Annotated in this window: 21 protein-coding genes, 2 tRNA genes and 1 rRNA gene; 10 read left to right on the top strand and 14 right to left on the bottom strand. The window is 57.6% G+C overall.

Translation table 11 applies throughout. The annotated features are described in order from the left end of the window. Nucleotides 1-176: 176 nt before the first annotated feature. From ACX3YF_RS12070 to mrcB, 12 genes are all read right to left on the bottom strand, one after another. Nucleotides 177-252, bottom strand: a tRNA-Ala gene (locus ACX3YF_RS12070). 9 nt (nt 253-261) lie between these two features. Then, nucleotides 262-338: transfer RNA gene (locus ACX3YF_RS12065), tRNA-Ile, on the bottom strand. Between the two features lie 121 nt (nt 339-459). Continuing rightward, nucleotides 460-1996 (bottom strand): 16S ribosomal RNA (locus ACX3YF_RS12060). Between the two features lie 486 nt (nt 1997-2482). Continuing rightward, complete coding sequence (msrQ, locus tag ACX3YF_RS12055; RefSeq protein ID WP_130204880.1) at nt 2483-3103, bottom strand: protein-methionine-sulfoxide reductase heme-binding subunit MsrQ; 621 nt, start codon at nt 3101-3103, stop codon at nt 2483-2485. Then, nucleotides 3103-4116, bottom strand: coding sequence for a protein-methionine-sulfoxide reductase catalytic subunit MsrP (msrP, locus tag ACX3YF_RS12050; RefSeq protein WP_130204878.1), 1014 nt, complete (start codon nt 4114-4116; stop codon nt 3103-3105). The genes msrQ and msrP overlap by 1 nt, the downstream gene beginning before the upstream one ends. A gap of 63 nt (nt 4117-4179) precedes the next feature. Beyond that, nucleotides 4180-5037, bottom strand: coding sequence for a CDP-diacylglycerol--serine O-phosphatidyltransferase (pssA, locus tag ACX3YF_RS12045; RefSeq protein WP_130204876.1), 858 nt, complete (start codon nt 5035-5037; stop codon nt 4180-4182). A 145-nt stretch (nt 5038-5182) separates the two neighbouring features. Next, nucleotides 5183-6199, bottom strand: a complete 1017-nt coding sequence (gene ilvC, locus ACX3YF_RS12040) for a ketol-acid reductoisomerase (RefSeq protein WP_003228216.1) — start codon at nt 6197-6199, stop codon at nt 5183-5185. Between the two features lie 48 nt (nt 6200-6247). Beyond that, nucleotides 6248-6739: an acetolactate synthase small subunit gene (ilvN, locus tag ACX3YF_RS12035; RefSeq protein ID WP_003205610.1), complete on the bottom strand. Its 492-nt coding sequence runs from the start codon at nt 6737-6739 to the stop codon at nt 6248-6250. A 2-nt stretch (nt 6740-6741) separates the two neighbouring features. Beyond that, nucleotides 6742-8466, bottom strand: coding sequence for an acetolactate synthase 3 large subunit (locus ACX3YF_RS12030; protein ID WP_047539072.1), 1725 nt, complete (start codon nt 8464-8466; stop codon nt 6742-6744). 574 nt (nt 8467-9040) lie between these two features. Next, nucleotides 9041-9376 (bottom strand): YqcC family protein, encoded by a 336-nt coding sequence (locus ACX3YF_RS12025; RefSeq protein WP_130204874.1) that lies wholly within the window; start codon nt 9374-9376, stop codon nt 9041-9043. Then, nucleotides 9376-10110, bottom strand: a complete 735-nt coding sequence (locus ACX3YF_RS12020; RefSeq protein WP_130204872.1) for a tetratricopeptide repeat protein — start codon at nt 10108-10110, stop codon at nt 9376-9378. Before ACX3YF_RS12020 ends, ACX3YF_RS12025 begins: the two co-directional genes overlap by 1 nt. 16 nt (nt 10111-10126) lie before the next feature. After that, nucleotides 10127-12451 (bottom strand): penicillin-binding protein 1B, encoded by a 2325-nt coding sequence (gene mrcB / locus ACX3YF_RS12015; protein ID WP_130204870.1) that lies wholly within the window; start codon nt 12449-12451, stop codon nt 10127-10129. A 115-nt stretch (nt 12452-12566) separates the two neighbouring features. On the opposite strand from mrcB, the gene ACX3YF_RS12010 reads away from it, so the two are divergent. From ACX3YF_RS12010 to ACX3YF_RS11990, 5 genes are all read left to right on the top strand, one after another. Continuing rightward, entirely contained in the window at nt 12567-14123 is a 1557-nt protein-coding gene (locus ACX3YF_RS12010; protein WP_130204868.1) for a bifunctional aminoglycoside phosphotransferase/ATP-binding protein, read from the top strand. Between the two features lie 91 nt (nt 14124-14214). Continuing rightward, a complete protein-coding gene (locus tag ACX3YF_RS12005) occupies nt 14215-14559 on the top strand; it encodes a pentapeptide repeat-containing protein (RefSeq protein ID WP_130204866.1) in 345 nt (114 codons plus the stop codon). A gap of 242 nt (nt 14560-14801) precedes the next feature. Next, on the top strand, nt 14802-15074 hold the full coding sequence (locus ACX3YF_RS12000) for a TfoX/Sxy family protein (protein WP_007971093.1): 273 nt from the start codon (nt 14802-14804) through the stop codon (nt 15072-15074). Nucleotides 15075-15089: 15 nt separating this feature from the next. After that, nucleotides 15090-15890, top strand: coding sequence for a Crp/Fnr family transcriptional regulator (locus tag ACX3YF_RS11995; protein WP_130204864.1), 801 nt, complete (start codon nt 15090-15092; stop codon nt 15888-15890). 360 nt (nt 15891-16250) lie between these two features. Further along, nucleotides 16251-16568, top strand: a complete 318-nt coding sequence (locus tag ACX3YF_RS11990) for a Rieske (2Fe-2S) protein (RefSeq protein ID WP_130204862.1) — start codon at nt 16251-16253, stop codon at nt 16566-16568. Here ACX3YF_RS11990 and sfsA read toward each other — a convergent pair. Together sfsA and ACX3YF_RS11980 are read right to left on the bottom strand one after the other, a co-directional pair. After that, nucleotides 16565-17278 (bottom strand): DNA/RNA nuclease SfsA, encoded by a 714-nt coding sequence (gene sfsA / locus ACX3YF_RS11985; protein ID WP_130204860.1) that lies wholly within the window; start codon nt 17276-17278, stop codon nt 16565-16567. The genes ACX3YF_RS11990 and sfsA overlap by 4 nt on opposite strands. Next, nucleotides 17278-18450 carry a pyridoxal phosphate-dependent aminotransferase gene (locus tag ACX3YF_RS11980; RefSeq protein ID WP_047533308.1) on the bottom strand — a complete coding sequence of 391 codons (1173 nt, stop codon included), beginning with the start codon at nt 18448-18450 and terminating at the stop codon, nt 17278-17280. Before ACX3YF_RS11980 ends, sfsA begins: the two co-directional genes overlap by 1 nt. A 334-nt stretch (nt 18451-18784) precedes the next feature. Here ACX3YF_RS11980 and dksA point away from each other — a divergent pair, with 334 nt between their 5' ends. From dksA to ACX3YF_RS11955, 5 genes are all read left to right on the top strand, one after another. Then, a complete protein-coding gene (gene dksA / locus ACX3YF_RS11975; protein WP_008058386.1) occupies nt 18785-19228 on the top strand; it encodes an RNA polymerase-binding protein DksA in 444 nt (147 codons plus the stop codon). Between the two features lie 200 nt (nt 19229-19428). Further along, nucleotides 19429-20325, top strand: coding sequence for a tRNA glutamyl-Q(34) synthetase GluQRS (gluQRS, locus tag ACX3YF_RS11970; protein ID WP_130204858.1), 897 nt, complete (start codon nt 19429-19431; stop codon nt 20323-20325). Nucleotides 20326-20402: 77 nt separating this feature from the next. Continuing rightward, a complete protein-coding gene (locus ACX3YF_RS11965) occupies nt 20403-20579 on the top strand; it encodes a hypothetical protein (protein ID WP_003176118.1) in 177 nt (58 codons plus the stop codon). Further along, nucleotides 20563-23517, top strand: coding sequence for a sensor histidine kinase (locus tag ACX3YF_RS11960; RefSeq protein WP_189340270.1), 2955 nt, complete (start codon nt 20563-20565; stop codon nt 23515-23517). The genes ACX3YF_RS11965 and ACX3YF_RS11960 overlap by 17 nt, the downstream gene beginning before the upstream one ends. A gap of 22 nt (nt 23518-23539) precedes the next feature. Beyond that, nucleotides 23540-24976, top strand: coding sequence for a sigma-54-dependent transcriptional regulator (locus ACX3YF_RS11955; protein WP_130204856.1), 1437 nt, complete (start codon nt 23540-23542; stop codon nt 24974-24976). The last annotated feature ends 808 nt before the right edge of the window (nt 24977-25784 follow it).

Below are 25784 nucleotides of genomic sequence, written 5' to 3'. Positions count from 1 at the left end.
AAAGAGCAACTCACAAATTTTACCTTAGCCTGATCCGTTACCAGTGAAAGTAACGTTCAGTCTATCTTTCTATCACATACCCAAATTTTTAAAGAACGATCTAGTCAAAAGACTAGAAATCAATATTCACATCGGAATATTCATTTCTAAACTCTCAAACGTTTCGAAGCAGTTAATGGTGGAGCCAAACGGGATCGAACCGTTGACCTCCTGCGTGCAAGGCAGGCGCTCTCCCAGCTGAGCTATGGCCCCATACAAAATTGGTGGGTCTGGGCAGATTCGAACTGCCGACCTCACCCTTATCAGGGGTGCGCTCTAACCAACTGAGCTACAGACCCAATTTCGAGCGCGTAACTGTTAGCGTGAGCTATCAGCTTGGAGCTTAAAGCTGCTTCTATCGTCTTCTTCAATGAATCAAGCAATTCGTGTGGGAACTTATGGAGCAGCTGAGTCGTCGATTAAGGAGGTGATCCAGCCGCAGGTTCCCCTACGGCTACCTTGTTACGACTTCACCCCAGTCATGAATCACACCGTGGTAACCGTCCTCCCGAAGGTTAGACTAGCTACTTCTGGTGCAACCCACTCCCATGGTGTGACGGGCGGTGTGTACAAGGCCCGGGAACGTATTCACCGCGACATTCTGATTCGCGATTACTAGCGATTCCGACTTCACGCAGTCGAGTTGCAGACTGCGATCCGGACTACGATCGGTTTTATGGGATTAGCTCCACCTCGCGGCTTGGCAACCCTCTGTACCGACCATTGTAGCACGTGTGTAGCCCAGGCCGTAAGGGCCATGATGACTTGACGTCATCCCCACCTTCCTCCGGTTTGTCACCGGCAGTCTCCTTAGAGTGCCCACCATAACGTGCTGGTAACTAAGGACAAGGGTTGCGCTCGTTACGGGACTTAACCCAACATCTCACGACACGAGCTGACGACAGCCATGCAGCACCTGTCTCAATGTTCCCGAAGGCACCGATCCATCTCTGGAAAGTTCATTGGATGTCAAGGCCTGGTAAGGTTCTTCGCGTTGCTTCGAATTAAACCACATGCTCCACCGCTTGTGCGGGCCCCCGTCAATTCATTTGAGTTTTAACCTTGCGGCCGTACTCCCCAGGCGGTCAACTTAATGCGTTAGCTGCGCCACTAAGAGCTCAAGGCTCCCAACGGCTAGTTGACATCGTTTACGGCGTGGACTACCAGGGTATCTAATCCTGTTTGCTCCCCACGCTTTCGCACCTCAGTGTCAGTATCAGTCCAGGTGGTCGCCTTCGCCACTGGTGTTCCTTCCTATATCTACGCATTTCACCGCTACACAGGAAATTCCACCACCCTCTACCATACTCTAGCTTGTCAGTTTTGAATGCAGTTCCCAGGTTGAGCCCGGGGCTTTCACATCCAACTTAACAAACCACCTACGCGCGCTTTACGCCCAGTAATTCCGATTAACGCTTGCACCCTCTGTATTACCGCGGCTGCTGGCACAGAGTTAGCCGGTGCTTATTCTGTCGGTAACGTCAAAACAGCAACGTATTAAGTTACTGCCCTTCCTCCCAACTTAAAGTGCTTTACAATCCGAAGACCTTCTTCACACACGCGGCATGGCTGGATCAGGCTTTCGCCCATTGTCCAATATTCCCCACTGCTGCCTCCCGTAGGAGTCTGGACCGTGTCTCAGTTCCAGTGTGACTGATCATCCTCTCAGACCAGTTACGGATCGTCGCCTTGGTGAGCCATTACCTCACCAACTAGCTAATCCGACCTAGGCTCATCTGATAGCGCAAGGCCCGAAGGTCCCCTGCTTTCTCCCGTAGGACGTATGCGGTATTAGCGTTCCTTTCGAAACGTTGTCCCCCACTACCAGGCAGATTCCTAGGCATTACTCACCCGTCCGCCGCTGAATCAGAGAGCAAGCTCTCTTCATCCGCTCGACTTGCATGTGTTAGGCCTGCCGCCAGCGTTCAATCTGAGCCATGATCAAACTCTTCAGTTCAAACATCTTTGGGTTTTGAGAAAACCCTAAACTTGGCTCAGCAATCGTTGGTTACATCTTTGATTTCTCGCGGAGTAACTTGTGATGCTGATAATCTGTTGACTAGCAGTCTGACTCCACAAGCACCCACACGAATTGCTTGATTCAGTTGTTAAAGAGCGGTTGGTTAAGATCTTTCGTCTCAACCGAGGCGCGCATTCTACAGCAGCCTCATTTGCTGTCAAGTGATTATTTTCAGAAGTTTTCAAGGATTCCTTAACAACTTCAACCACTTGCGCTTTCGATCTCTCGTCAGCGGGAGGCGAATTCTACAGCGTTACTCGCTGCTGTCAACACCTCTTTTTCAACTTCCTTCGCGCTTCGATGACCTGAAGCAACCCGCTGCCGAAAACTGCGTAACTCATTGTATTCCAAGGAGTTTTCCGTTTCGACTGCGCCGGAAGTGGGGCGAATTATAGGCTTCCAGAATCTGCCGTCAAGCACTGATTACGCTTTCTTGGCAGAAGAGGCCTTTTTTATCATCAAACGCGGGATTCGCCGGGTTACAGACGGTAGCCGCAACACTAATAGCAACGCCCCCACAGCGGCATATATAGCCCACTCTCTCAGATCGGCGCGCACAATCCAGAGCATATGCAGCAATCCAAGCACCAAAACCACATAAACCAGGCGATGCAATTTCCTCCAGTGCACACCCAGACGTCGCTGACTGTATCGATTGGAAGTCATTGCCAATACCAACAAGCAAAAAACACCCAGCGCTCCGACAATAATGTATGGGCGCTTGCGTAACTCGACACCCAGCTGCGACCAATCAAATCCGAGGATAAACGCCAGATAAGCGCTCAGGTGCAGAACCACATAAGCAAAACACCACAAACCCAATTGCCGCCTGACCGCAATCCACCCCGCCCAACCGGTGAACTTTTGCAGAGGCGTCATGCTTAATGTGATGAGCAGAAGAACAAGGGTCCCCAAGCCCAAACGGTCGACCAATACTTTCCCCGGGTCCGGGCCAAGCACATCAGTCCAGGCTTGATACAACCAGAACAGGGGCCACACCAACGCGGCAACAAAGACTCCGACACGCCAAAGCGGATACCGCATCAGTAGTTCTTCCGCAAATCGAGCCCGCTATATAGAGAAGCAACTTCATCAGCGTAGCCATTGAACATTTGCGTATCACGTACGTTGGGCTTGAAAAGACCACTCGGCAAGCGACGTTCACGAGCCTGTGTCCAGCGCGGATGGTCAACCGCAGGATTCACATTCGCATAGAAGCCATATTCCTCCGGGGCAATATTCTGCCAGGTCGTTTTGGGCTGCTCATCGACCAGGCTGATCCGCACAATGGACTTAATGCTTTTAAAGCCATACTTCCAGGGCACTACCAGACGCAACGGCGCACCGTTCTGATTCGGCAACTCACGCCCGTACATCCCTACCGCCAGAATCGCCAACGGGTTCATCGCCTCATCCATGCGCAACCCCTCTACATAGGGCCAGTCGATCAAAGCGAATCCGGATCGCTGCCCCGGCATGCTTTGGGGATCCTGCAGCGTCTCAAAACGAATGAATTTGGCTTTTGACGTTGGCTCAACTTGCTTGAGTAACGCCGAGACGGGAAAACCGATCCATGGAATGACCATCGACCAGGCCTCCACACAGCGAAGGCGGTAGATTCGCTCTTCTAACTGATAAGGCTTCAGGAAGTCTTCGAGCGCATAGCGTCCCGGCTTACCCACTTCGCCATCCACCACCACAGTCCATGGCTCAGTCTTTAACGCGCCGGCATTGGCTGCAGGATCACCCTTGTCGGTGCCAAACTCATAGAAGTTGTTGTAATGGGTAGCATCCTTGAAAGGCGTGATCGCCTCATCCTTCACGGTGACCGCCCCCCAACGGGTGGAAGGAAGTTTTTCGCTGAACCAGAAAGGCGCCTTGCCAGGCTCGACATCCGCATAACGCGCCACCTCATCGGCACCAGCCCAACGAGGAAGGCCGCTCAAGGCCAAACCGCCCAGGGCAGCACCCAATACATTACGTCGAGATAGATAGATGGATTCAGGCGTGACATCCGACTCATGACAGTCAGACGCCTTGGGGATTTTGATCAGCATGGCTACTCCGCAGCATTGGAGAACAGATGCACCAACAGACTGCGGAGTATGAGGGAAATTACATCAATCGACGCTTTTTCGCCGACGAAGATGTAACAAGTACTGCACCGGACCGGAAGCCGCGTAGGCGAGGAAAACCAGCAGCAGGATGCGCGGAGGATCACTGAACACTACGGCGAAGACCAGCACCACAGCCAGGATTGCCACGAAAGGCACACGCCCCTTGAGGTCCAGCTCCTTGAAACTGTTGTACTTGATGTTGCTGACCATCAGCATGCCAGCAGCCGCGACCATCAAAGCCACCAGGAAGGACATCTTGGATCCCTGGATACCGTAGTCACTGAACGCCCAGACAATCCCCGCCACCACACCAGCGGCAGCCGGACTGGCCAGGCCAATGAAATAGCGCTTATCGGCGGTGCCGACCTGAGTGTTGAAACGCGCCAGACGCAACGCCGCGCCAGCTACATAGATGAAAGCCACCATCCAGCCGACCTTGCCCATGTCGCCCAGCGCCCAACCAAATGCCAGCAAGGCAGGTGCAACACCGAAGGCGACCATGTCCGACAGCGAATCGTACTCGGCACCGAAGGCACTCTGGGTATTGGTCATGCGCGCGACACGGCCGTCGAGACCGTCGAGCACCATGGCGACGAAAATCGCGATGGCCGCGAATGCAAAATACTTGCTCGCGCCAATCGAATCACCCGCACTCAGGGCGCTCTGCGCGCTCATGGAGTTGATGATGGAATAAAAACCTGCGAACAGATTCGCAGTGGTGAACAGATTCGGCAGAAGATAGATACCACGATGCCGGACTTTACGGCCTTCAGCGTCATGCCCTTCTTCAACATGCTCATCGATGGGCAGCAGGCTTTCGGCGTCAGAAGCCTGGCTCGGCTCTTCGGGACGTTCGCTCATGGACAATACCTTGCAACGGGGTGGAAAGTTTCGACAGATGTCTGCGGCAACGGTTCGCATCGCAAACGATGCAGCTTTATACCAGAACCGGCCCGCCAAACGAAAAAACGCGGCCTGGGCCGCGTTTTTCGTACAAGGACGTGACTTAGTTTTTGGCTTTGTCGACGATCTTGTTGGCACCGATCCACGGCATCATGGAGCGCAGTTGCTCGCCGATGATTTCGATACCGTGAGCGGCGTTGTTGCGACGCTTGGCGGTCATCGAAGGATAGCCGGTAGCACCTTCGCTGATGAACATCTTGGCGTATTCGCCGTCCTGAATACGTTTCAGGGCGTTGCGCATGGCCTGACGGGATTCGGCGTTGATAACTTCCGGGCCGGTCACGTACTCGCCGTATTCGGCGTTGTTGGAGATCGAGTAGTTCATGTTGGCGATACCGCCTTCGTACATGAGGTCAACGATCAGCTTCAGTTCGTGCAGGCATTCGAAGTAGGCCATCTCTGGCGCATAGCCAGCTTCAACCAGAGTTTCGAAACCAGCTTTGACCAGTTCCACGGTACCGCCGCACAGAACGGCTTGTTCGCCGAACAGGTCGGTTTCTGTCTCGTCCTTGAAGGTGGTTTCGATGATGCCGGTACGACCGCCGCCAACGCCTGCCGCGTAGGACAGAGCAACGTTTTTGGCGTTGCCCGACGCGTCCTGGTAGATAGCGATCAGGTCAGGGATACCGCCGCCCTTCACGAACTCGGAACGTACGGTGTGGCCCGGAGCCTTCGGCGCGATCATGATCACGTCGAGGTCAGCGCGCGGCACAACCTGGTTGTAGTGGATCGCGAAGCCATGGGAGAAGGCCAGGGTGGCACCTTTCTTGATGTTCGGCTCGATTTCGTTCTTGTACAGGGAGGACTGGAACTCGTCCGGGGTCAGGATCATGACCAGGTCGGCCGCTGCAACAGCGGAAGCAACGTCGGTCACTTTCAGGCCGTGAGCTTCGGCTTTGGCAACGGTGGCCGAACCTTTACGCAGACCAACGGTAACGTCAACGCCGGAGTCTTTCAGGTTGCACGCTTGGGCGTGGCCTTGGGAACCGTAACCGATGATGGCAACTTTCTTGCCCTGGATGATCGACAGGTCGCAGTCTTTATCGTAGAAAACTTTCATGAATTTCCCCTATATATCCAGGCCGTTCAGGCCATTCGCTAATTTGGTTTAGATGCTGAGTACTTTGTCGCCGCGCGCAATCCCGGTGACGCCACTGCGTACAGTTTCCAGGATCGAGGCGGTGCCGATGGACTGAATGAAGCTGTCGAGCTTGTCGCTGGTACCGGTCAATTGAACGGTATACACGCTGGCGCTGACATCGACGATCTGTCCACGGTAAATATCGGTGGTGCGCTTGATCTCGGCGCGTTGGGCGCCGGTGGCCTTGACCTTGACCAGCATCAGTTCGCGCTCGATGTGAGCACTCTCCGACAGGTCGACCAGCTTTACCACTTCGATCAGCTTGTTCAGGTTTTTGGTGATCTGCTCGATGATCTCATCATGGCCGACAGTGGTCAGCGTCAGACGCGACAGGGTCGGGTCTTCGGTTGGCGCCACAGTCAGGCTTTCGATGTTGTAGTTGCGCTGCGAGAACAGGCCGACTACGCGAGACAAAGCGCCGGGTTCGTTTTCCAGAAGCAAGGAAATAATGTGCCGCATGATTAAGTACGCTCCGTCTTGCTCAGCCACATATCGCGCATGGAGCCGTCTTTGATCTGCATCGGGTAGACGTGCTCGTTGGCGTCGACCTTGATGTCAAGGAACACCAGGCGATCCTTCATCGCGAACGCTTCCTCCATCATCGGCTTCAAATCCTTCAAGTCGGTGATGCGCATGCCAACGTGACCATAGGCTTCAGCCAACTTGACGAAGTCCGGCAACGATTCCATGTAGGAATGCGAGTGACGCGCACCGTAGCTCATGTCCTGCCATTGGCGGACCATGCCAAGCACGCCGTTGTTGAGCAGGATGATCTTCAGTGGCAAGCCATGTTGCAGACAGGTCGACAACTCCTGAATGTTCATCTGAATGCTGCCCTCACCGGTCACACAGGCGACTTCAGCATCCGGGAAGTTCAGTTTCACGCCCATCGCAGCTGGCAAACCGAAGCCCATCGTGCCCAGGCCGCCGGAGTTGATCCAGCGATTCGGCTTGTTGAAACGGTAGTACTGGGCCGCGTACATCTGATGTTGACCCACGTCGGAGGACACATAGGCATCGCCATGGGTCACTTCGCTCAGCGTCTCGATCACAGTCTGAGGCTTGATGATGCTGCCATCACCCTTGTTGTAAGGGAACATGTCGCGATCACCACGCCACTCCTCAATCTGCTTCCACCAGGTGGCGACCGCTTCCTTGTTCGGGGCCTCGCCGATTTCCTTGAAGGTAGCGACCATTTCGGTCAGTACGCTTTCCACCGGACCTACGATAGGAACGTCGGCCTTGATGGTCTTGGAGATCGAAGCCGGGTCGATGTCGACATGAATGATCTTGGCGTTCGGGCAAAACTTCGAAGCACCGTTGATAACGCGATCGTCGAAGCGCGCGCCGACTGCAAGGATCACATCGGCATGGTGCATCGTCAGGTTGGCGGTGTAGCTGCCATGCATACCGAGCATGCCGACGAACTGGCGGTCGTTACCCGGATAGGCGCCAAGGCCCATCAAGGTGTTGGTGACCGGTGCGTTCAGCAGTTGCGCCAACTCGGTCAACGGCGCGGAACCGTTGCCCATGATGACGCCGCCACCGGCATAGATGATTGGCCGCTTGGCCGCCAGCAGCATTTCCACGGCTTTGCGGATCTGGCCCGAATGGCCACGCACTGCCGGGCTGTAGGAACGCAGCTTGGCTTTTTTCGGGAAGACGTATTCGAACTTCTCGGCCGGGTTGGTCATGTCTTTCGGGATATCGACCACTACCGGGCCCGGACGACCGGATTGCGCCAGGTAGAAAGCCTTCTTCATGACTTCCGGGATTTCCGATGGATGCTTGATCATGAAGCTGTGCTTCACGATCGGCCGGGAGATACCGATCATGTCGGTTTCCTGGAATGCATCCGTGCCGACCATGGTGCTCGGCACCTGGGCGGTCAGAATCACCATCGGGATCGAGTCCATGTACGCAGTGGCGATACCGGTAATGACGTTGGTCGCACCCGGTCCGGATGTCACCAGTACGACACCGGCCTTGCCGGTGGCGCGCGCATAACCGTCAGCCATGTGAGTGGCAGCCTGCTCATGACGGACAAGAATGTGCTGAACGGATGGCTCTTTGAACAGTGCATCGTAGATATGCAGTGCGGCACCACCCGGGTACCCATAGATATACTTGACGCCCTCGTCACGCAAAAAGCGGACGATCATTTCACCGCCAGATAAAAGCTCCACGTTGTTCACCTCTAAAACGCCAGAATACCGCCCACATATAAGGGGACGGGTCTTAATAGGTTTACTTCCCAGCAGAGCATGAGCGACGGTGGTCGCCGACTACGTCAGCACTGACTGAGCAAGTATTGGGATCGTCCCAAGTGTTGCGGGCCTTTCCCACCCAGCGCGAGGTAACGCGTTGCGGGTGTAACAGGTCGGCGCGGATGTGCGCCTCATGATCTGCTGAGTGGGTCTGCTTCTGGCAGTCCCTCTACAGCGGACTTTGGATTCTTCTGTTTCGTCCCCTGCAAGTCAAGTCGTCTATGTGCTTTATTGAACTAAGCACATGAGAAAGCAAGAAAAAACCGTGAAACTGCATGAGTGTTAGCTTCAATTGCGCAACCCGAGACAAGGAATTGGACAATCCGCGACGGAGAGAGGAAGTACAGGGAGCGATACGGCGACTGGATGACGTTCAACGGCAGGAGCCGCGTCAGCGAAACGCAGATACGAATAGCGAACAACCGCCAGTAGACATGCAGCAACCGGACTTGCGCTCATCGCGAACAAGCCCGGTTGCTACAAGGGATCGAACTCAGCGAGAAGCTGTGATCAGCACATCGAACTCTTTGAGCAACATTTGCAACTGCCGATCTTTTCCCTGGACATTACGGCCAGCGAAGACCATTTCGGCCATTTCCTGAATCCCCGATGCATTGGGCAAAGGCAGATCCTGCTCCAGAATCATTTTCATGCGAGGCAAGAAAATCCATTGCAACCACTGCTCGAAATCCAGCGTATCGACCGAGAATGGCTCGACACTGGAAAGCGCCTCGGCGCTTGGCATGACGTCGTCCCACCAGCCCTGAATCCGCAGTTCACGCTCGATCAACAGCAACTGATCGGCAATTTTGTTAAAGCGCTCGTCCATCACGACGCTACCTTGGCCTTCTGACGGGCCAGCGCTGCGCCGGCGGAGTCACCCTGCTTCTCGCGCGCCTGGGCAATCAGCTCCCACAGGTTTGCCTGCAATGCCGGACGACCGTTGGCGAAGGTCAGGCCACGACGAGCGAATTGCTCGGCCTGCGGCGCATCACCTTGAGCCATACGCACTTGCGCCAGGCGATAAAGCACTTGTGGCTCACGGGGTGCGACACGCTGGGCGCGCTCGAGGCTCGACGAAGCACCATTGAGATCACCGCTGGACTGTTGTTGCTGTGCAGTCGTCAACAGAGCCAGAACCGGACCGTCCAGTTGCTCGTCTGCGGACAGACCACCGGAGCTAGCCGAAGGAATCCCGCTCGGCGCCGATGGCATGCTGTAGCTGCCTTGATTGATCGGCGCGGACTGAACCGGCGCAGTATCGATCGGGCCCGGTGTAATTGGGCCTGGCGTAATCGGCGTGGTGCTGATCGGCGTTGAAGTCGTTGCACCGCCACTTGGCACCATCACGACAACACCGGTATCACCTTGCGGAATTTCCTGCGGGCGGGTTTGCGCCGGGCGTTTCACCGTCGTCTGACGGAAACCGCCATTGTTCGAGATTCGCTCGCTGTTGGAGACGGCGGTACCGGAGTCTTCTACCGGAATCGAGCCACGTTGTACGGTGGAGCAACCGCTGAGCAAAGCCACGGCGGCAACCGCTGGAATCAACCACTTGTTCACTTGATACCCTCTTTGCTTAATTCATCCAGCCCTTGACCCAATCCATCACCGTTTCGCCGGTAGCTGGGCTGTCGCCACCGCAAGCGGCGCCGGGAGGTGGTTCGCTGCCGCGAATATACGGCATCTGTACAGCGCCTGGGCAGTTGGCATCAGAGCCTTGTCCCGTGCGCGAATCGACCCAGGCCTGAACGATATTGTCCGGCTGCGGCATGTCCAGCGGCAGCGGATCGGCCTTGCGCATGAAGCTGGTCCAGACCTGCAAGGCACCGGTAGCGCCGGTAAACGGCGTTTTGCCATTATCATCGCGCCCCAGCCACACCACCGCGAGCAAGTCCTGGCTGAAACCGGCAAACCAACTGTCCCGCGAATCGTTACTGGTGCCGGTCTTGCCTGCAAGGGTCAGGGTTTTCGGCAACACGTTGTAAACCGAACTGCCGGTGCCTTCACGCATGACTCGCTGCATGGCGCTCTGAATCAGGTAAATGGAACCCGGGTCGAAGCGCTGCTGAATCTGGAACGGATAACGCTTGAGCGGTTCACCCTCGGCAGTCAGAACACTGCGGATCCCGCGCATCGGCGTATTGAAACCGCCGTTGGCCAGGGTCTGATACATGGTCGCGACTTCGATCGGCGTCATGCCACCTGCACCCAGCAACATCGATGGGAATGCCGGGAATTCGCGACTTATACCCAGGCGCCCCAGCGTCTTCAGTACATTCGGTACCCCCACCGCCAACCCGAGACGTGCAGTCGACAAGTTGTAGGAATGCGCCAGGCCCTGATAAAGGAAAACCGTGCCATGAGACCGTCGATCATAGTTCTGTGGTTTCCAGACCTGACCGTCCGCGCCTTTGACCGAGAAGGATTCGTCCGACAGCCAACTGGTCAACGTGTACTGGCTCGGCTTCTCCAGCGCTGTCAGATAAACCGCCGGCTTGATCAACGAGCCGATCGGCCGCACAGCATCCAGAGCACGGTTGAACCCGGCGAAACTGGCCTGACGACTGCCAATCATGGCCTGGACTTCGCCGGTTTCCGGATTGGTGACGACCATGGCCGCCTCGACATCATCGGCCCCCTTGCGCCCTGACAGGCGTTTGAAGGTGTCATTGACCGAGGCTTCGGCTTTCATCTGCAGGATCGGATCGAAACTGGTGAAGATGCGCAGACCTTCTTCCGTCAAGTCTTCGTCGCGATAGTCTTCACGCAGCTGACGCTTGACCAGGTCGAGGAAGCCGGGGAACGAGCTGTCCGCAAGGCTGCCACGCTTGGTCACGCCCAACGGCATCTTCTTCGCGGCTTCGACCTGCTCGGCGGTGGCGACGCCCTGCTCCTGCAAGACATCGAGCACCAGATTGCGTCGCTCAAGCGCGCGCTCCGGGTATCGCCGCGGATTGTAGGACGAAGGCCCCTTGACCATGCCCACCAGCAATGCAACCTGATGCAGTTTGAGCTCGGACAATGGCTGGCTGAAGAAGAACTGGCTGGCCAGACCGAAACCATGCACCGCACGCTGGCCGTCCTGACCGATGAACACCTCGTTCAGATAAGCCTCGAGGATTTCACGCTTGTCGTAATGCAGCTCCAGCAGCAAAGCCATCATGGCTTCGGTGAGTTTTCGGCTCAGGCTGCGTTCGTTGGTCAGGTAGAAGTTTTTGACCAATTGTTGCGTCAGGGTACTGCCGCCCTGGCGCATCCGGCCTGACGAGCCGTTGACCCAGATTGCACGGGCAATCGACTTCGGCGACACACCAAAGTGGTGATAGAAGTCACGGTCCTCAACGGCCACCAGGGTGTCGAGCAAGTACGGCGGCACCTGATCGATCTTGATCAGAATCCGGTCTTCGAGGTTTTTCGGGTACAAGCCACCAATCAGCAACGGCTCAAGGCGCACTACCGACAGCTTCGTACCGTTGGTCGCCGACAATTCAGCGACGTAGTCGCCGGAAAAACGCACACGTACCGGTTGCGCCTGCTCCATGCCTTCATAGAACTGGAAGCCACGGGTATTCAGATCAACGGTATTGCCGTTGACCGAGGCAGCACCGGGGCCATTGGCCACGCTTTCACGGCGATAACCCAAGGCGTCGAGTTCGGTGAGAAAGTCATCCCGGCTCAGCTTTTGTCCGACGAACAGCTCAAGTGGACGCGCGTATACCTTGGCCGGAATGGTCCAGCGCTTGCCGGAAAACTTTTCCTGCACGATGGCATCGAGGTAAACCGCGAACCCAGCCAGCGCCACCAGGCCGACCAGACTGAGTTTAAGGGCCCAGCCCAGCCAGGGGCGCAGGCCTCTGGAAGGTGGTTTTTTAGGGGTGCGGGGAGATCGGGTACGAGTCATGGCGGCGGATTATACGCACTTTATTCATACTCAACAGGAGCCCTCCGAGATTGCGTTAGGCTGGCCAGCCGCCATAATGACGGCCTGTATTTTTCCAGACTCTGAAGGATCGCCAGTGAGCCAGTCCCTGATCGCCGCCCTGCAAAACCCGGCCCTCTATCCGCATCCTGTAGAGGGGTTCCAGCTTATCGAGACCCACATTTCCTGGGTTCTGCTTACCGGCCCTTATGCCTATAAGGTGAAGAAGCCGGTGAACTTCGGTTTCCTCGATTTCACCAGCCTTGAGGCCCGCAAGCATTTCTGCGGTGAAGAACTGCGCCTCAACCAACGCCTGACCCAGGATCTTTACCTCGAAGTGTTGCCGATTACCGGCAGCGCCGAGGCCCCGCAACTGGGCGGCGATGGTCCGATCGTCGAATACGCCCTGAAGATGCGCCAGTTCCCGCAGAGCCAGTTGCTCAGCACCCTGCAAGCCAATGGCGAACTGACGCCTGCACACATCGATGCAATGGCTGAGCAAATCGCCCGCTTCCACCTCAGCGCGCCGAAAGTCCCTGCCGAGCATGACGCAGGCACGCCGGACAGTGTCATGGCGCCAGTGCGACAAAACTTCGAACAAATTCGCCCATTCCTCAGCGACAAGGCCGACCTGCTGCAGCTGGAAGCCTTGCAAGCCTGGGCCGAAGCCAGCTTCGAACGCCTCAAGCCGCTGTTTGCCCAGCGCAAGGCTGACGGATTCGTCCGTGAATGCCACGGCGACATCCACTTGGGCAACGCCACGGTGATCGACGGCAAAGTCGTGATCTTTGACTGCATCGAATTCAACGAGCCGTTCCGCTTCACGGACGTGTATGCCGACACCGGCTTCCTGGCGATGGACCTCGAGGACCGTGGCCTGAAAAGCCTGGCACGGCGCTTCATCAGCCAATACCTGGAGCTGACAGGCGATTACCAGGGCCTGGAACTGCTGAACTTCTATAAAGCGTACCGTGCACTGGTTCGCGCCAAGGTCGCCCTGTTCAGCATGCCGGCCGACGCCACGGCGGTGCAGCGCGCCACTACCCTGCGCCAGTACCGCAACTACGCCAACCTGGCGGAAAGCTACAGCACCATTCCTTCGCGCTTCATGGCCATCACCCACGGCGTTTCCGCCGTCGGCAAAAGTCACGTGGCCATGCGCCTGGTGGAAGCGCTGGGGGCGATTCGCTTGCGTTCGGACGTCGAACGCAAACGTCTGTTTGGCGAGCAGACCGTTCAGAATGACGTGCAGGCCGGCATTTATAGTGCTGACGCCAGCGCAGCAACCTACAACCGCCTGCATGAAATCGCCAATGTGATCCTGCACGCAGGCTTCCCCGTAGTGATCGACGCCACGTACCTCAAGCGTGACCAACGCGACAGCGCAGCAAAAGTCGCCGAAGCCACCGGCGCGCCTTTCCTGATTCTCGACTGCAACGCCCCACAGGCCGTGATCGAAAGCTGGCTGGCCCTGCGTCAGGCAGATAAAAAGGACCCATCTGACGCTACGCTGGCCGTGATCGAAGCCCAACAAGCCAGTCGCGAAGCACTGACTCCTGCGGAAATCCTCTGCAGCAAACGTATCCAGACCAATGAAAGCGGGACCCTGGACACCGTTGTCGCACAGATTCGCCAACGCCTGCCGGGCCTGTAGGGAAGTATTTCAGCCGTGAAGCCATCACAGGCTTCACGGCTGTCAAATAGTGGCACTATACTGGCGTCATAAAACCAACAGGTGACATGCCATGAGCCAGCCGAAGCTTCTCGACACCCCGCTTTATGCCCTTCTGCACAAAGACGACATCATCGGCTTCAACAAAGAACGCCCCAAAGATGGACCTATCGATATGGTGGGTGGCGACTTCCGTGGCCTGGATCTGCGTGAGCTGAACGCCGACGGTGTCGACTTTACCGATGCTTATTTCCGCTCCGCCGACTTGCGCGGCATCGACTTTCGCTACGCTTCGCTTGAAGGCGCGAGCCTGGCCCACGCGCAGATCTCCGGCGCTTACTTTCCACCAGAGCTGAGTGCTGACGAGATTTTGATGTCAATGAATTTCGGCACACGCTTGCGTTATCGCACTCGCTGATCATCTGCGTAAATTGACAAGTCCGGCGCCCCCGCTTCGCGCTGGACTTGGGACCAATTGACCGAAGTTTTAAGCTTTTACCCCTGTTTTTCTTCCATTCTCACCGAATTCCCACCCTTCCAGACAATAGCCGCTTAGAAGCGTTTGCGTCGAAAACGACCAAACAATAACGCTTTTCCTGCTGATGGCTACACTCCTCAGAAGCTTGCCCACGCACCATTCGGCCATCGCAAGGAGGCTTGATGAATGATGAATTGCAACACCTGAAGAATCTTGGCAAGACGTCGGCGCAGTGGCTGCATGCCGTGGGCATCCACAGCGCCTCGGACTTGCGTCGCCTGGGGGCGGTGGACGCTTATCGGGCCGTGCGTACGCGGGGGTTCCGGGCGTCGAAGGTGTTGTTATACGCAATCGAAGGCGCCCTGATGGACGTACATTGGAACGACATTCCCGCCGAACGCAAGGAAGCCCTGAACAAACAGCTGGAAGCTATCTCGTCACGCCACAAAAACTGAACGAGTCCGCTCGCCATGTACCTACTCGGGGAACAACCGGCCTACGCCGACGCACTGATCAATCGACTGCAAAACATTCCTGCTCGACTACTGGAAGGCTTGGCTCCTTGCGGCCCTTCCCTGGAATTTTCCGCTGTCGAAGACCTTGGCGCCGCATTGCCCGGTGATCAGCTGTTCATGCTGACAAACGGGCTGCTGCATGGATGCATCAACCATCGTGCCCTGTTCTATCTGCATGAGGGGGATCTCATCGGCCTGCGTCAGGATATGGAATTGCCGCGCTGTCGCTTGCGCAGTGATAACCCGCTGGCGCTGACACCTTACTTGCGATCCGCGGTGTTCCAGCACATCTATGCCGATCCCCGGCGCTCGGAATTGTTCTTGCAATACATGGCAGGGCAGACCGCTTTGCTGTCCGACGCAGTCGCGCGCCTGAAACAGCCGGAGTTTCGCAGCACCCACGGTTTCCAGCGTGTCGCCAGTGGCGAAGCATTGATCCGGCAAGGCGACGAGGCAGACCATGTCCTTGTGATCATTGAGGGGCATGCCGAAGCGTTTGTCGACGGACTGAAAGTCGGCGATGTGCCCAAGGACGAAATTTTCGGTGCCATGGCGGTATTCACCGGTGAGAGGCGCAACGCCAGCGTTGTCACCAGTGAGCCGAGCACCATCATGCGCATTCCCAAGGATCAGTTCATGAGCCTGGCCCAGAGCAATCCAAAAATCGCCAGCAGCCTGATCAATAGCATGGCCCGACGAATCGACCTGCTTAACAAGCAGGTCGCACAGTTGAGCGCACTGAAAACGCCACCTTAAGGCTGAACGTTTACCGGGATTTACAGCAGACAATCGACAGGATTCAAACAAATGAGAAATGACCAGTTGACTTGATAATGATAATCGATATTATTAACGCAACTGGTCGCGAGACTGGTCGATATTCTGGACAGCCCTTGGTTCGGACTCTCAGATTATCTCCTCATCAGGCTTATCACGGTTATTTGACCCGGCTCATGCCGGGTCTTTTTTTGCCTGGGAGAAAGCAGGAGCTACCCAGTATCCTAGGCAGCAGGCCACTGCATCAGACATAGACATACGCCACTTGATCAGTTGTTTGCATTTTTGAACGTCGGCTCGGGCCTATCTGCACATGAGCGACAAAACCTGAGGATGGACATGAAATTTCTTTGTGCCAGTGCCGAGCTGGCCGATGCCTGCAGCCGCGGGTTCGAAATCGATGGCCAGAAGCTCTTCGCCGTACGCCGGGCCAGCCAGGTATACGTCTATATCAATCGCTGCCCGCACCGCGGCGTCGGACTGGAATGGACCCCGGACCAGTTTCTCGACCCCAGCAACAGCTTGATCCAGTGCGCCACTCATGGCGCCCTGTTTCTGATCGAGAACGGCGAATGCGTGGCCGGGCCTTGCGCGGGACAATCGCTGAAGCGCATCGATTGCCGCGAGGACGCACAAGGCCTCTGGATCAGCCTTTAATCACCGAGCAACACCTCCAGGCGCCGATCGACCCTCATTTCCTCGTGAGTCAATCGCACACCGTACGCCAGCACCTCGACCCCGCACGCCACGGCCTCACGCAGCGCCGCGGCGTAGGCCGAATCGATTTCTTCAGCCGGACGTACAGCATCGATACCGGTCAGGTTCACGCAGTACAACTGCACAGCCCGAACTCCGTCTCGGGCCAAATGCGCCAATTCACGCAAATGCTTGGCCCCTCGCTGCGTCACTGCATCGGGAAACGCCGCTACCGATGAGCCCTCGAAACCCAGTGTCACACTTTTGACTTCCACAAAGGCCGGTCCACCCGGGTAATCAAGGCGAAAGTCGATCCGGCTGTTTTCCTGGCCGTAGGCGACCTCGCGCTTGAGACCGGTGAAGCCGCCCAGCTCAGCGATGACTCCACCGCGAAGCGCCTCCTCCACCAGTCCGTTGGCCCGCGCGGTATTCACGCAAAACAGCCGTCCGTGTGGGGTTTCGCCCACTTCCCATGTTCCCGGCAACTTGCGCTTGGGATCATTGGAGCGGCTGAACCAGACCTGCCCGCCTTCGACCTGACAATTGAGCATCGAACCCGTATTCGGACAATGAATGGTCATCAACTCGCCGCTAACGGTTTCGATATCGGCGAGAAAACGCTTGTAACGACGAATCAGTCGACCTTCTTCGAGTGGCGGATCGAAACGCATCAGCCTTGCCAACTCCGCAAGCCGCGAGCAATCCGTTGGACCGCCTCGTGCAAGCGCTCAAGATTTTGGGTGTAGGCGAATCGCACATGATGCCCGGCTTGATAGCGACCGAAATCCAGCCCCGGAGTAAACGCAACGTGTTCGGTTTCGAGGAAGTGGCGACAGAACGCGAAGGCATCACCGCCGAACTTGCTGATATCGGCATACAAATAGAACGCCCCTTCCGGCTCAACGGCAATCCCGAAGCCGAGCTCCCGCAGGGCGGGGAGCAGGAAATCCCGACGACGACCGAACTCCGCTCGGCGCTCTTCCAGAATTTCAATGGTTGCGGGCTCGAAGCATGCCAGCGCAGCGTGCTGCGCCATGCTCGGAGCACTGATGTAGAGGTTCTGGGCGAGTTTTTCCAGCTCACCGACGGCGGCATCCGGCGCGACCAGCCAGCCGAGACGCCAACCGGTCATGCCGAAATATTTCGAAAAACTATTAAGGACGAAGGCACTGTCATCGACTTCCAGCACACTGGCCGCATCGGTGCCATAGGTCAGGCCGTGATAGATCTCATCCACCACCAGATGACCGTGACGCTCCTTGATTGAGGTCGACAGCGCGGCCAACTCGTCGCGGGTCAAAATCGTCCCGGTCGGGTTGGCCGGTGACGCTACCAGCGCGCCGACACTGTCATGATCCCAATGCCGCTCGACCAGGCCCGGGGTCAGTTGATAACGCACCTCAGGGCCGACAGGAACAAGCTGCGCGGCGCCTTCCACCAAGCGCAGGAAATGCCGGTTGCACGGGTAACCCGGGTCCGCCAGCAGCCAATGCTTGCCCGGGTCGACCAGCAACGCACTGGCCAGCAACAACGCACCAGAGCCGCCGGGCGTGATGAGGATCCGCCGCGGGTCGATGTTCAGGCCATAACGCTGCTGATAAAAGCCTGAAATGGCCTCACGCAGTTCGGGAATGCCGCGCGCGGCGGTGTAACGGGTCTTCCCCGCTGTCAGCGCTGCCTGGCCGGCGCGAATGATCGGCTCGGCGGTGGTGAAGTCCGGCTCACCGATTTCAAGGTGAATCACATCATGACCGGCCGCTTGCAATTCATTGGCACGCGCCAGCAACGCCATGACATGGAAAGGTTCGATCGCACGACTGCGGGCACTGTAGGACTGAGCCATTGGCCTTCCTTCAACGGGGAAAAAGAACCGATTCTACCCAAGCACAGGAACGAGCGAGAACCTAAAGCGGTCACACGCCATACAACCTGGCCGAAAACAACTCAAACGAGCCCCCACGGTTTGACTAAAATCATTAATTGAGCAGCGCTCCAGAACCACCAGACCGCGCTTTGCCGGCCTTTGCAAGCCCCACGGGCCGCAGGCTCGACATCCGGGAGTAGCGCGGTCTGATTTGATCTGGTAAGTTCGCCCGCTTGCAGCCGCAGGGCCGGCAGGTGTCGGTGATGGAGCAATCCTGCGCAGATGGATTACAAGAGTAGAGGCGGTCTATTTCATGTCCACCCAAGCAAAGCAACAAGCGAATCAGGCGATCAGCGGCTTCGAGCCCTATGTTCAGAAAGCTGGCGAAGAGTACATGGGCGAGCCCATGCGCAAGCACTTCACCAAGGTTCTGAACCAGTGGAAAAAAGAGCTGATGGAAGGTGTCGACAAGACTGTGGACCACATGAAGGACGAAGCGGCCAACTTCCCTGACCCGGCAGACCGTGCCAGCCAGGAAGAAGAGTTCGCTCTCGAGCTTCGAGCCCGCGATCGTGAGCGCAAGTTGATCAAGAAGATCGACAAGACGCTGCAACTGATCGAAGACGAAGAGTACGGCTGGTGTGAATCCTGCGGCATCGAGATCGGCGTCAAGCGCCTTGAGGCACGCCCTACCGCTGACTTGTGCATCGACTGCAAGACACTGGCGGAAATCAAGGAAAAGCAAGTCGGCAAGTAATTGCGACTTGAACGAAAAACGGAGCGTGCGAACGCTCCGTTTTTGTTTCTGTGTTTCTGTACAGGAGCGAACTTGCTCGCACTGGACGACAACGATAACGCGCGCCATTTGACGGCTCGCGGTGTGCAGACGTTTTTTCGCGAGCAAGCTCGCTCCTGCAGCTTGATATGCGCCTCTCCCGACCAAATAACATCGCCCATATGACCGCCATCACCTCCCCCACCTACATCGGGCGCTTTGCCCCCACGCCCAGTGGCCACTTGCATTTCGGTTCGCTGGTCGCGGCGCTGGCCTCGTATCTCGATGCGCGCTCGGTCGGCGGCCGCTGGCTGATGCGCATGGAAGATCTCGACCCTCCCCGTGAAGAACCCGGCGCTCAGGCGGCGATTCTCAAGGCTCTGGAGAGTTACGGGTTCGAGTGGGATGGCGAGATGGTCCGCCAGAGCGACCGCCACGATGCCTACGCCGAAGTACTCAATCGCCTGTTCAGTCAGGGCCTGGCCTACGCTTGCACCTGCTCGCGCAAACAATTGGAGCCCTACCACGGCATTTATCCGGGACTGTGCCGCAATGCCGGCCACGGCACCGAAGATGCGGCGATTCGGATTCGCGTCCCTGAGCTGGACTACCACTTCATTGACCGGGTGCAGGGAGAGTTCCACCAGCACCTGGGCCGGGACGTCGGTGATTTTGTGATCCGTCGCCGCGACGGGCTATACGCTTATCAACTGGCCGTGGTGCTGGACGATGCCTGGCAAGGCATCACTGACATCGTGCGGGGCGCCGACCTGCTCGACTCCACCCCGCGCCAGCTGTATCTGCAGGAGCTGCTCGGCCTGCGGCAGCCGCGTTACCTGCACATCCCGCTGATCACCCAGCCCGATGGCAACAAACTGGGCAAATCCTATCGCTCGCCCCCGCTCACCGCAGACCAGGCCACGCCGTTGCTGCTGCGAGCCTTGCGCGCACTCGGGCAGAACCCCGGCAACGAACTGACTTACGCCACGCCACGGGAAGTGCTGAACTGGGGCATCGCCCACTGGGATGCCATGTTAATCCCGCGCACACTGAGCCTGCCCGAGGCACAGCTACAGTGATCTTGCTTGCAGTGGCGCACCCATCCGTTACCATCGCCGCACGTTTTCGGGCACGCGCATAAAAAAGAGAGGCCGGGATGTACATCTATCGCTTGGTCCTGCTCCTGGTAGTGGGGATTTACCTGTTTTCCCCGGCCATCATGGATTGGTGGATCGACGCCACTGGCGCCTGGTACCGGCCCTATTTGCTCTGGCTGATCCTGATCGTCGTGACCTTCATCCTGCAGAGCCAAAAAGATGCCGATGAGCTTTAGCCTGACCCAGATGATCCTGATCAGTGCCGCATACCTGGCGGTGCTGTTCGGCGTGGCCTGGATCAGCGAACGGGGCATGATCCCGCGGGCGATCATTCGCCACCCGCTCACCTACACCCTGTCGCTGGGCGTCTATGCCAGCGCCTGGGCGTTTTACGGCACCGTGGGCCTGGCCTATCAGTACGGATATGGATTCCTGTCCAGCTACCTCGGTGTGTCCGGGGCGTTCCTGCTGGCGCCGGTGTTGCTGTATCCGATCCTGAAAATCACTCGCACCTATCAGTTGTCCTCCCTCGCGGATCTGTTCGCGTTTCGCTTCCGCAGCACCTGGGCCGGCGCGTTGACCACGATTTTCATGCTGATCGGCGTGCTGCCATTGCTGGCGCTGCAGATTCAGGCGGTAGCCGACTCCATCGGGATCCTCACTCGCGAACCGGTGCAGCATCGCGTGGCCCTGAGTTTCTGCGCCCTGATCACCCTGTTCACGATTTTCTTCGGCTCCCGGCACATTGCCACTCGCGAGAAGCACGAAGGCCTGGTGTTCGCGATAGCCTTCGAATCGGTGATCAAGCTGATCGCCATCGGCGGCGTTGGCCTCTATGCGCTCTATGGCGTATTCGACGGTCCGCAACAGCTCGAACTGTGGCTGCTGCAAAACCAGACCGCCCTCGCCGCCTTGCATACACCGCTGCAGGAAGGCCCGTGGCGCACGCTGCTGCTGGTGTTCTTCGCTTCGGCGATCGTGATGCCGCACATGTACCACATGACCTTCACCGAAAACCTCAACCCGCGCTCGCTGGTCAGCGCGAGCTGGGGCCTGCCGCTGTTCCTGTTGCTGATGAGCCTGGCAGTACCGCTGATTCTCTGGGCCGGCCTGAAACTCGGCGCGACCACCAACCCGGAATACTTCACGCTGGGTATCGGCATCGCCGCCAACAGCAAGGCCCTGGCGCTGCTGGCTTATATCGGTGGATTGTCCGCCGCCAGCGGCCTGATCATCGTGACCACCCTGGCGCTGTCGGGGATGGCCCTGAACCATCTGGTACTGCCGCTGTACCAGCCACCGGCCGAAGGCAACATCTACCGTTGGCTGAAGTGGACGCGCCGGGCGCTGATCGTCGCGATCATCATGGCCGGCTATGGCTTCTACCTGCTGCTGGGCGCCGAACAAGACCTGGCCAACCTCGGCATCGTCGCCTTCGTGGCCACCTTGCAGTTCCTGCCGGGCGTACTGTCGGTCCTGTACTGGCCGACCGCCAACCGTCGCGGTTTCATCGCCGGGTTGCTGGCGGGGATTCTGGTCTGGCTGGTGACCATGCTGCTGCCGCTGGTCGGCAACCTCCAGGGCTTCTACATTCCGCTGCTGAACATGATCTATGTGCTGGACGATACCAGCTGGCACATGGCCGCAATCGCCTCGCTGGCGGCCAACGTACTGATGTTCACCCTGATCTCGCTGTTCACCAACGCCAGCACCGAAGAAGCCAGCGCCGCCGAAGCCTGCGCCGTAGACAACGTGCGTCGCCCGCAGCGCCGTGAACTGCACGCCGCCTCCCCCCAGGAATTCGCCACGCAACTGGCCAAGCCCTTGGGCGCCAAGGCCGCGCAGAAGGAGGTCGAGCAAGCCCTGCGTGACCTCTACCTGCCATTCGACGAGCGTCGGCCTTACGCCTTGCGCCGCTTGCGCGACCGGATCGAAGCCAACCTCTCGGGCCTGATGGGACCGAGCGTGGCCCAGGACATGGTCGAGACGTTCCTGCCTTATAAGGCCGGCGGTGAAAACTACGTCACCGAAGACATCCACTTCATCGAAAGCCGCCTCGAGGACTACCACTCTCGCCTGACCGGCCTGGCCGCCGAGCTCGATGCGCTGCGCCGCTATCACCGCCAGACCCTGCAGGAATTGCCGATGGGCGTCTGCTCCCTGGCCAAGGACCAGGAAATCCTCATGTGGAACAAAGCCATGGAGGAGTTGACCGGGATCGCCGCGCAACGCGTGGTCGGTTCGCGCTTGAGCACCATTGCGGCCCCGTGGAAAGAACTGCTGCAGGGCTTCATCAACGTGCCGGACGAACACTTGCACAAGCAGCATCTGGCCCTCGACGGTCAAACCCGCTGGCTGAACCTGCACAAGGCGGCGATCGACGAACCGCTCGCGCCGGGTAACAGTGGCCTGGTGTTACTGGTGGAAGACCTGACCGAAACCCAGATGCTCGAAGACAAACTGGTGCACTCGGAGCGCCTGGCCAGCATCGGTCGCCTCGCGGCTGGCGTAGCCCATGAAATCGGCAACCCGATCACCGGGATCGCCTGCCTGGCGCAGAACCTGCGCGAAGAGCGCGAAGAAGACGGCGAACTCAAGGAAATCAGTGGTCAGATCCTCGAACAGACCAAACGCGTATCGCGCATCGTCCAGTCGCTGATGAGCTTCGCCCATGCCGGCAGCCATCAGCACAGCGACGAGCCCGTCTGTCTGGCCGAAGTCGCCCAGGACGCCATCGGCCTGCTGGCATTGAACCGACGCAATTTCGAAGTGCAGTTCTACAACCTGTGCGATCCGGACCACTGGGTCGAAGGCGACCCGCAGCGTCTGGCACAGGTGCTGATAAATCTGCTCTCAAACGCCCGCGACGCCTCGCCTCCCGGCAGCGCGGTGCGCGTCAAAAGCGAAGCCGGCGAGCACACGGTCGACCTGATCGTGGAAGACGAAGGCAGCGGAATACCTTCGAGCATCAAGGACCGATTGTTCGAACCTTTCTTCACTACCAAGGACCCGGGTGAAGGTACCGGTCTGGGCCTTGCACTGGTCTATTCCATCGTTGAAGAGCATTATGGACAAATCACCATCGACAGCCCGGCTGATGTTCAGAGCCAACGCGGCACCCGTATCCGGGTGACATTACCGCGTCATGTCGAAGCGACGTCCGCTGTGAACTGAGACCGTCGAGAGTATCGAATCAATGCCGCACATTTTGATCGTCGAAGACGAAACGATTATCCGCTCCGCCTTGCGCCGCCTGCTGGAACGCAACCAGTACCAGGTCAGCGAAGCCGGTTCAGTGCAGGAAGCACAAGAACGCTTCACCATTCCCACGTTCGACCTGATCGTCAGTGACCTGCGCTTGCCTGGCGCACCGGGCACCGAGCTGATCAAACTCGGCCAAGGCACTCCGGTGCTGATCATGACCAGCTACGCCAGCCTGCGCTCGGCGGTCGACTCGATGAAGATGGGCGCGGTGGACTACATCGCCAAGCCTTTCGATCACGACGAAATGCTCCAGGCCGTCGCACGCATCCTGCGTGACCGGCAATCGACGCCTGCCAGCGGTGAACCGGTTGCCGGCAAAGTCGCCAACGGCGCGGCAAAAACGGGTACCGACAACAGCAACGGCGAAATCGGCATCATCGGCTCCTGCCCGCCGATGCAGGACCTGTATGGCAAGATCCGCAAAGTGGCGCCGACTGATTCCAATGTCCTGATCCAGGGCGAGTCCGGCACCGGTAAAGAGCTGGTGGCGCGCGCCCTGCACAACCTGTCGAAACGCGCCAAGGCGCCAATGATCTCGGTTAACTGCGCGGCCATTCCGGAAAGCCTGATCGAGTCCGAATTGTTCGGTCACGAAAAAGGTGCGTTTACCGGTGCGAGCGCCGGACGTGCCGGCTTGGTGGAAGCGGCGGACGGCGGCACCCTGTTCCTCGATGAAATCGGCGAACTGCCGCTTGAAGCACAGGCCCGCCTGCTGCGCGTACTGCAGGAAGGCGAAATTCGCCGGGTGGGCTCGGTACAGTCGCAGAAAGTCGATGTGCGCCTGATCGCCGCGACTCACCGCGACCTCAAGAGCCTGGCGAAAATCGGCCAGTTCCGTGAAGACTTGTATTACCGCCTCCACGTGATCGCACTGAAACTGCCGGCCCTGCGTGAGCGCGGTGCCGACGTCAACGAAATCGCCAACGCATTCCTGGCGCGGCAGAGCGCGCGGATCAACCGCACCGACCTGAAGTTTGCCCCGGATGCCGAGCAAGCCATTCGCCATTACTCATGGCCCGGTAACGTTCGAGAACTGGAAAACGCCGTCGAGCGCGCTGTCATCCTGAGCGAGAGCCCGGAAATATCCGCCGAGCTGCTGGGCATCGACATTGAGCTGAGTGATCTGGAAGACGACGAATTCATCGGCCTGGCACCGCAACAAGGCAACAGTGCCGCCAACAACAGCCACGAGCCGACCGAAGACCTGTCCCTGGAAGACTACTTCCAGCACTTCGTCCTTGAACATCAGGACCACATGACCGAAACCGAACTGGCACGCAAACTCGGGGTAAGCCGCAAATGCCTGTGGGAACGCCGTCAGCGCCTGGGCATCCCACGGCGCAAGACCGGGGTTGCCAGCGAAAGCTGAACGCCACCTGTCTCATGTGCGGGTAACACATGATTTTGTGAAGAAACTGTTACCTCAGGTTTTTCACGTAACAGAAGCCGGGGCTTACGGTAACGAAGCCCCGGCTTTTTTTGGCCTTCAGCAACCCCATCAATACGGGCAAGCCCTTGTTTTACTGGGGTTTGTAAAAGTTGGCACGCACCCTGCTATATGTTTGGTACAAGAACAATAACAAGCAATGCACAAGACAATAAAAATAAGACGAATCGACTCACGCACAATAAAAACAAGACGGCGAGAGGCGCAGCTAACTGATTCTTTTGGAGAGGCGTTGTATTTGGGGCTTGCCCCACGACCAGGCCGAGAACAACAAAAAACTGTCTTAAGACAGAGCCTGTACTGGTTGGATCGCAAGATCAACGCAACACAGCGACCAAAGCAATCCGTTTGCTCTTGGCTCCCGATTGGGAGGGTCATGAAGGAAAACTTCATGGCGAGGGCACTTAACAAAAACAAAAAGCCCGAAACCAATAATAAAAACAGAGCATGCAACTACTTCTTGGGGAGCTTCGGCTCCCCTTGTAGTTTCTGGCAAGTGGGCTTGCCCCCGCTGGGTGCGAAGCAGCCCCAAGCGCCTGAGCGCTTCCGACATCTTGCCAGTGCTGTGCACTGGAACGGGGCATACCCCCTCTCCACAGTGCCTACCAGACATCTCCTTCAAGCGCTTTTGCAGCTTCCTACACCATCCCCCGACTAAATGCTAGAATCCCGGCCCATCATGCGGTCATTCTTCGTTTTTGGCCGAACATTCCTTCAAACAGTGCATCCC

The sequence above is a fragment of the Pseudomonas fluorescens group sp. PF-69 genome (genome assembly GCF_054481235.1).
Note: the sequence above shows the minus strand (reverse complement) of the source record. Positions and strands in the feature narration are given on the sequence as shown.

What these genes read in the sequence shown, in the direction of transcription:
- ilvN (WP_003205610.1), bottom strand. Translation starts at nt 6,739, where the DNA reads ATGCGGCACATTATTTCCTTGCTTCTGGAAAACGAACCCGGCGCTTTG.
- msrP (WP_130204878.1), bottom strand. Translation starts at nt 4,116, where the DNA reads ATGCTGATCAAAATCCCCAAGGCGTCTGACTGTCATGAGTCGGATGTC.
- pssA (WP_130204876.1), bottom strand. Translation starts at nt 5,037, where the DNA reads ATGAGCGAACGTCCCGAAGAGCCGAGCCAGGCTTCTGACGCCGAAAGC.
- ACX3YF_RS11995 (WP_130204864.1), top strand. Translation starts at nt 15,090, where the DNA reads ATGTACCTACTCGGGGAACAACCGGCCTACGCCGACGCACTGATCAAT.
- msrQ (WP_130204880.1), bottom strand. Translation starts at nt 3,103, where the DNA reads ATGCGGTATCCGCTTTGGCGTGTCGGAGTCTTTGTTGCCGCGTTGGTG.
- ACX3YF_RS12005 (WP_130204866.1), top strand. Translation starts at nt 14,215, where the DNA reads ATGAGCCAGCCGAAGCTTCTCGACACCCCGCTTTATGCCCTTCTGCAC.
- ACX3YF_RS11965 (WP_003176118.1), top strand. Translation starts at nt 20,403, where the DNA reads ATGTACATCTATCGCTTGGTCCTGCTCCTGGTAGTGGGGATTTACCTG.
- gluQRS (WP_130204858.1), top strand. Translation starts at nt 19,429, where the DNA reads ATGACCGCCATCACCTCCCCCACCTACATCGGGCGCTTTGCCCCCACG.
- mrcB (WP_130204870.1), bottom strand. Translation starts at nt 12,451, where the DNA reads ATGACTCGTACCCGATCTCCCCGCACCCCTAAAAAACCACCTTCCAGA.
- ACX3YF_RS12000 (WP_007971093.1), top strand. Translation starts at nt 14,802, where the DNA reads ATGAATGATGAATTGCAACACCTGAAGAATCTTGGCAAGACGTCGGCG.
- ilvC (WP_003228216.1), bottom strand. Translation starts at nt 6,199, where the DNA reads ATGAAAGTTTTCTACGATAAAGACTGCGACCTGTCGATCATCCAGGGC.
- ACX3YF_RS11990 (WP_130204862.1), top strand. Translation starts at nt 16,251, where the DNA reads ATGAAATTTCTTTGTGCCAGTGCCGAGCTGGCCGATGCCTGCAGCCGC.
- dksA (WP_008058386.1), top strand. Translation starts at nt 18,785, where the DNA reads ATGTCCACCCAAGCAAAGCAACAAGCGAATCAGGCGATCAGCGGCTTC.
- ACX3YF_RS11960 (WP_189340270.1), top strand. Translation starts at nt 20,563, where the DNA reads ATGCCGATGAGCTTTAGCCTGACCCAGATGATCCTGATCAGTGCCGCA.
- ACX3YF_RS11980 (WP_047533308.1), bottom strand. Translation starts at nt 18,450, where the DNA reads ATGGCTCAGTCCTACAGTGCCCGCAGTCGTGCGATCGAACCTTTCCAT.
- ACX3YF_RS12025 (WP_130204874.1), bottom strand. Translation starts at nt 9,376, where the DNA reads ATGGACGAGCGCTTTAACAAAATTGCCGATCAGTTGCTGTTGATCGAG.
- ACX3YF_RS11955 (WP_130204856.1), top strand. Translation starts at nt 23,540, where the DNA reads ATGCCGCACATTTTGATCGTCGAAGACGAAACGATTATCCGCTCCGCC.
- sfsA (WP_130204860.1), bottom strand. Translation starts at nt 17,278, where the DNA reads ATGCGTTTCGATCCGCCACTCGAAGAAGGTCGACTGATTCGTCGTTAC.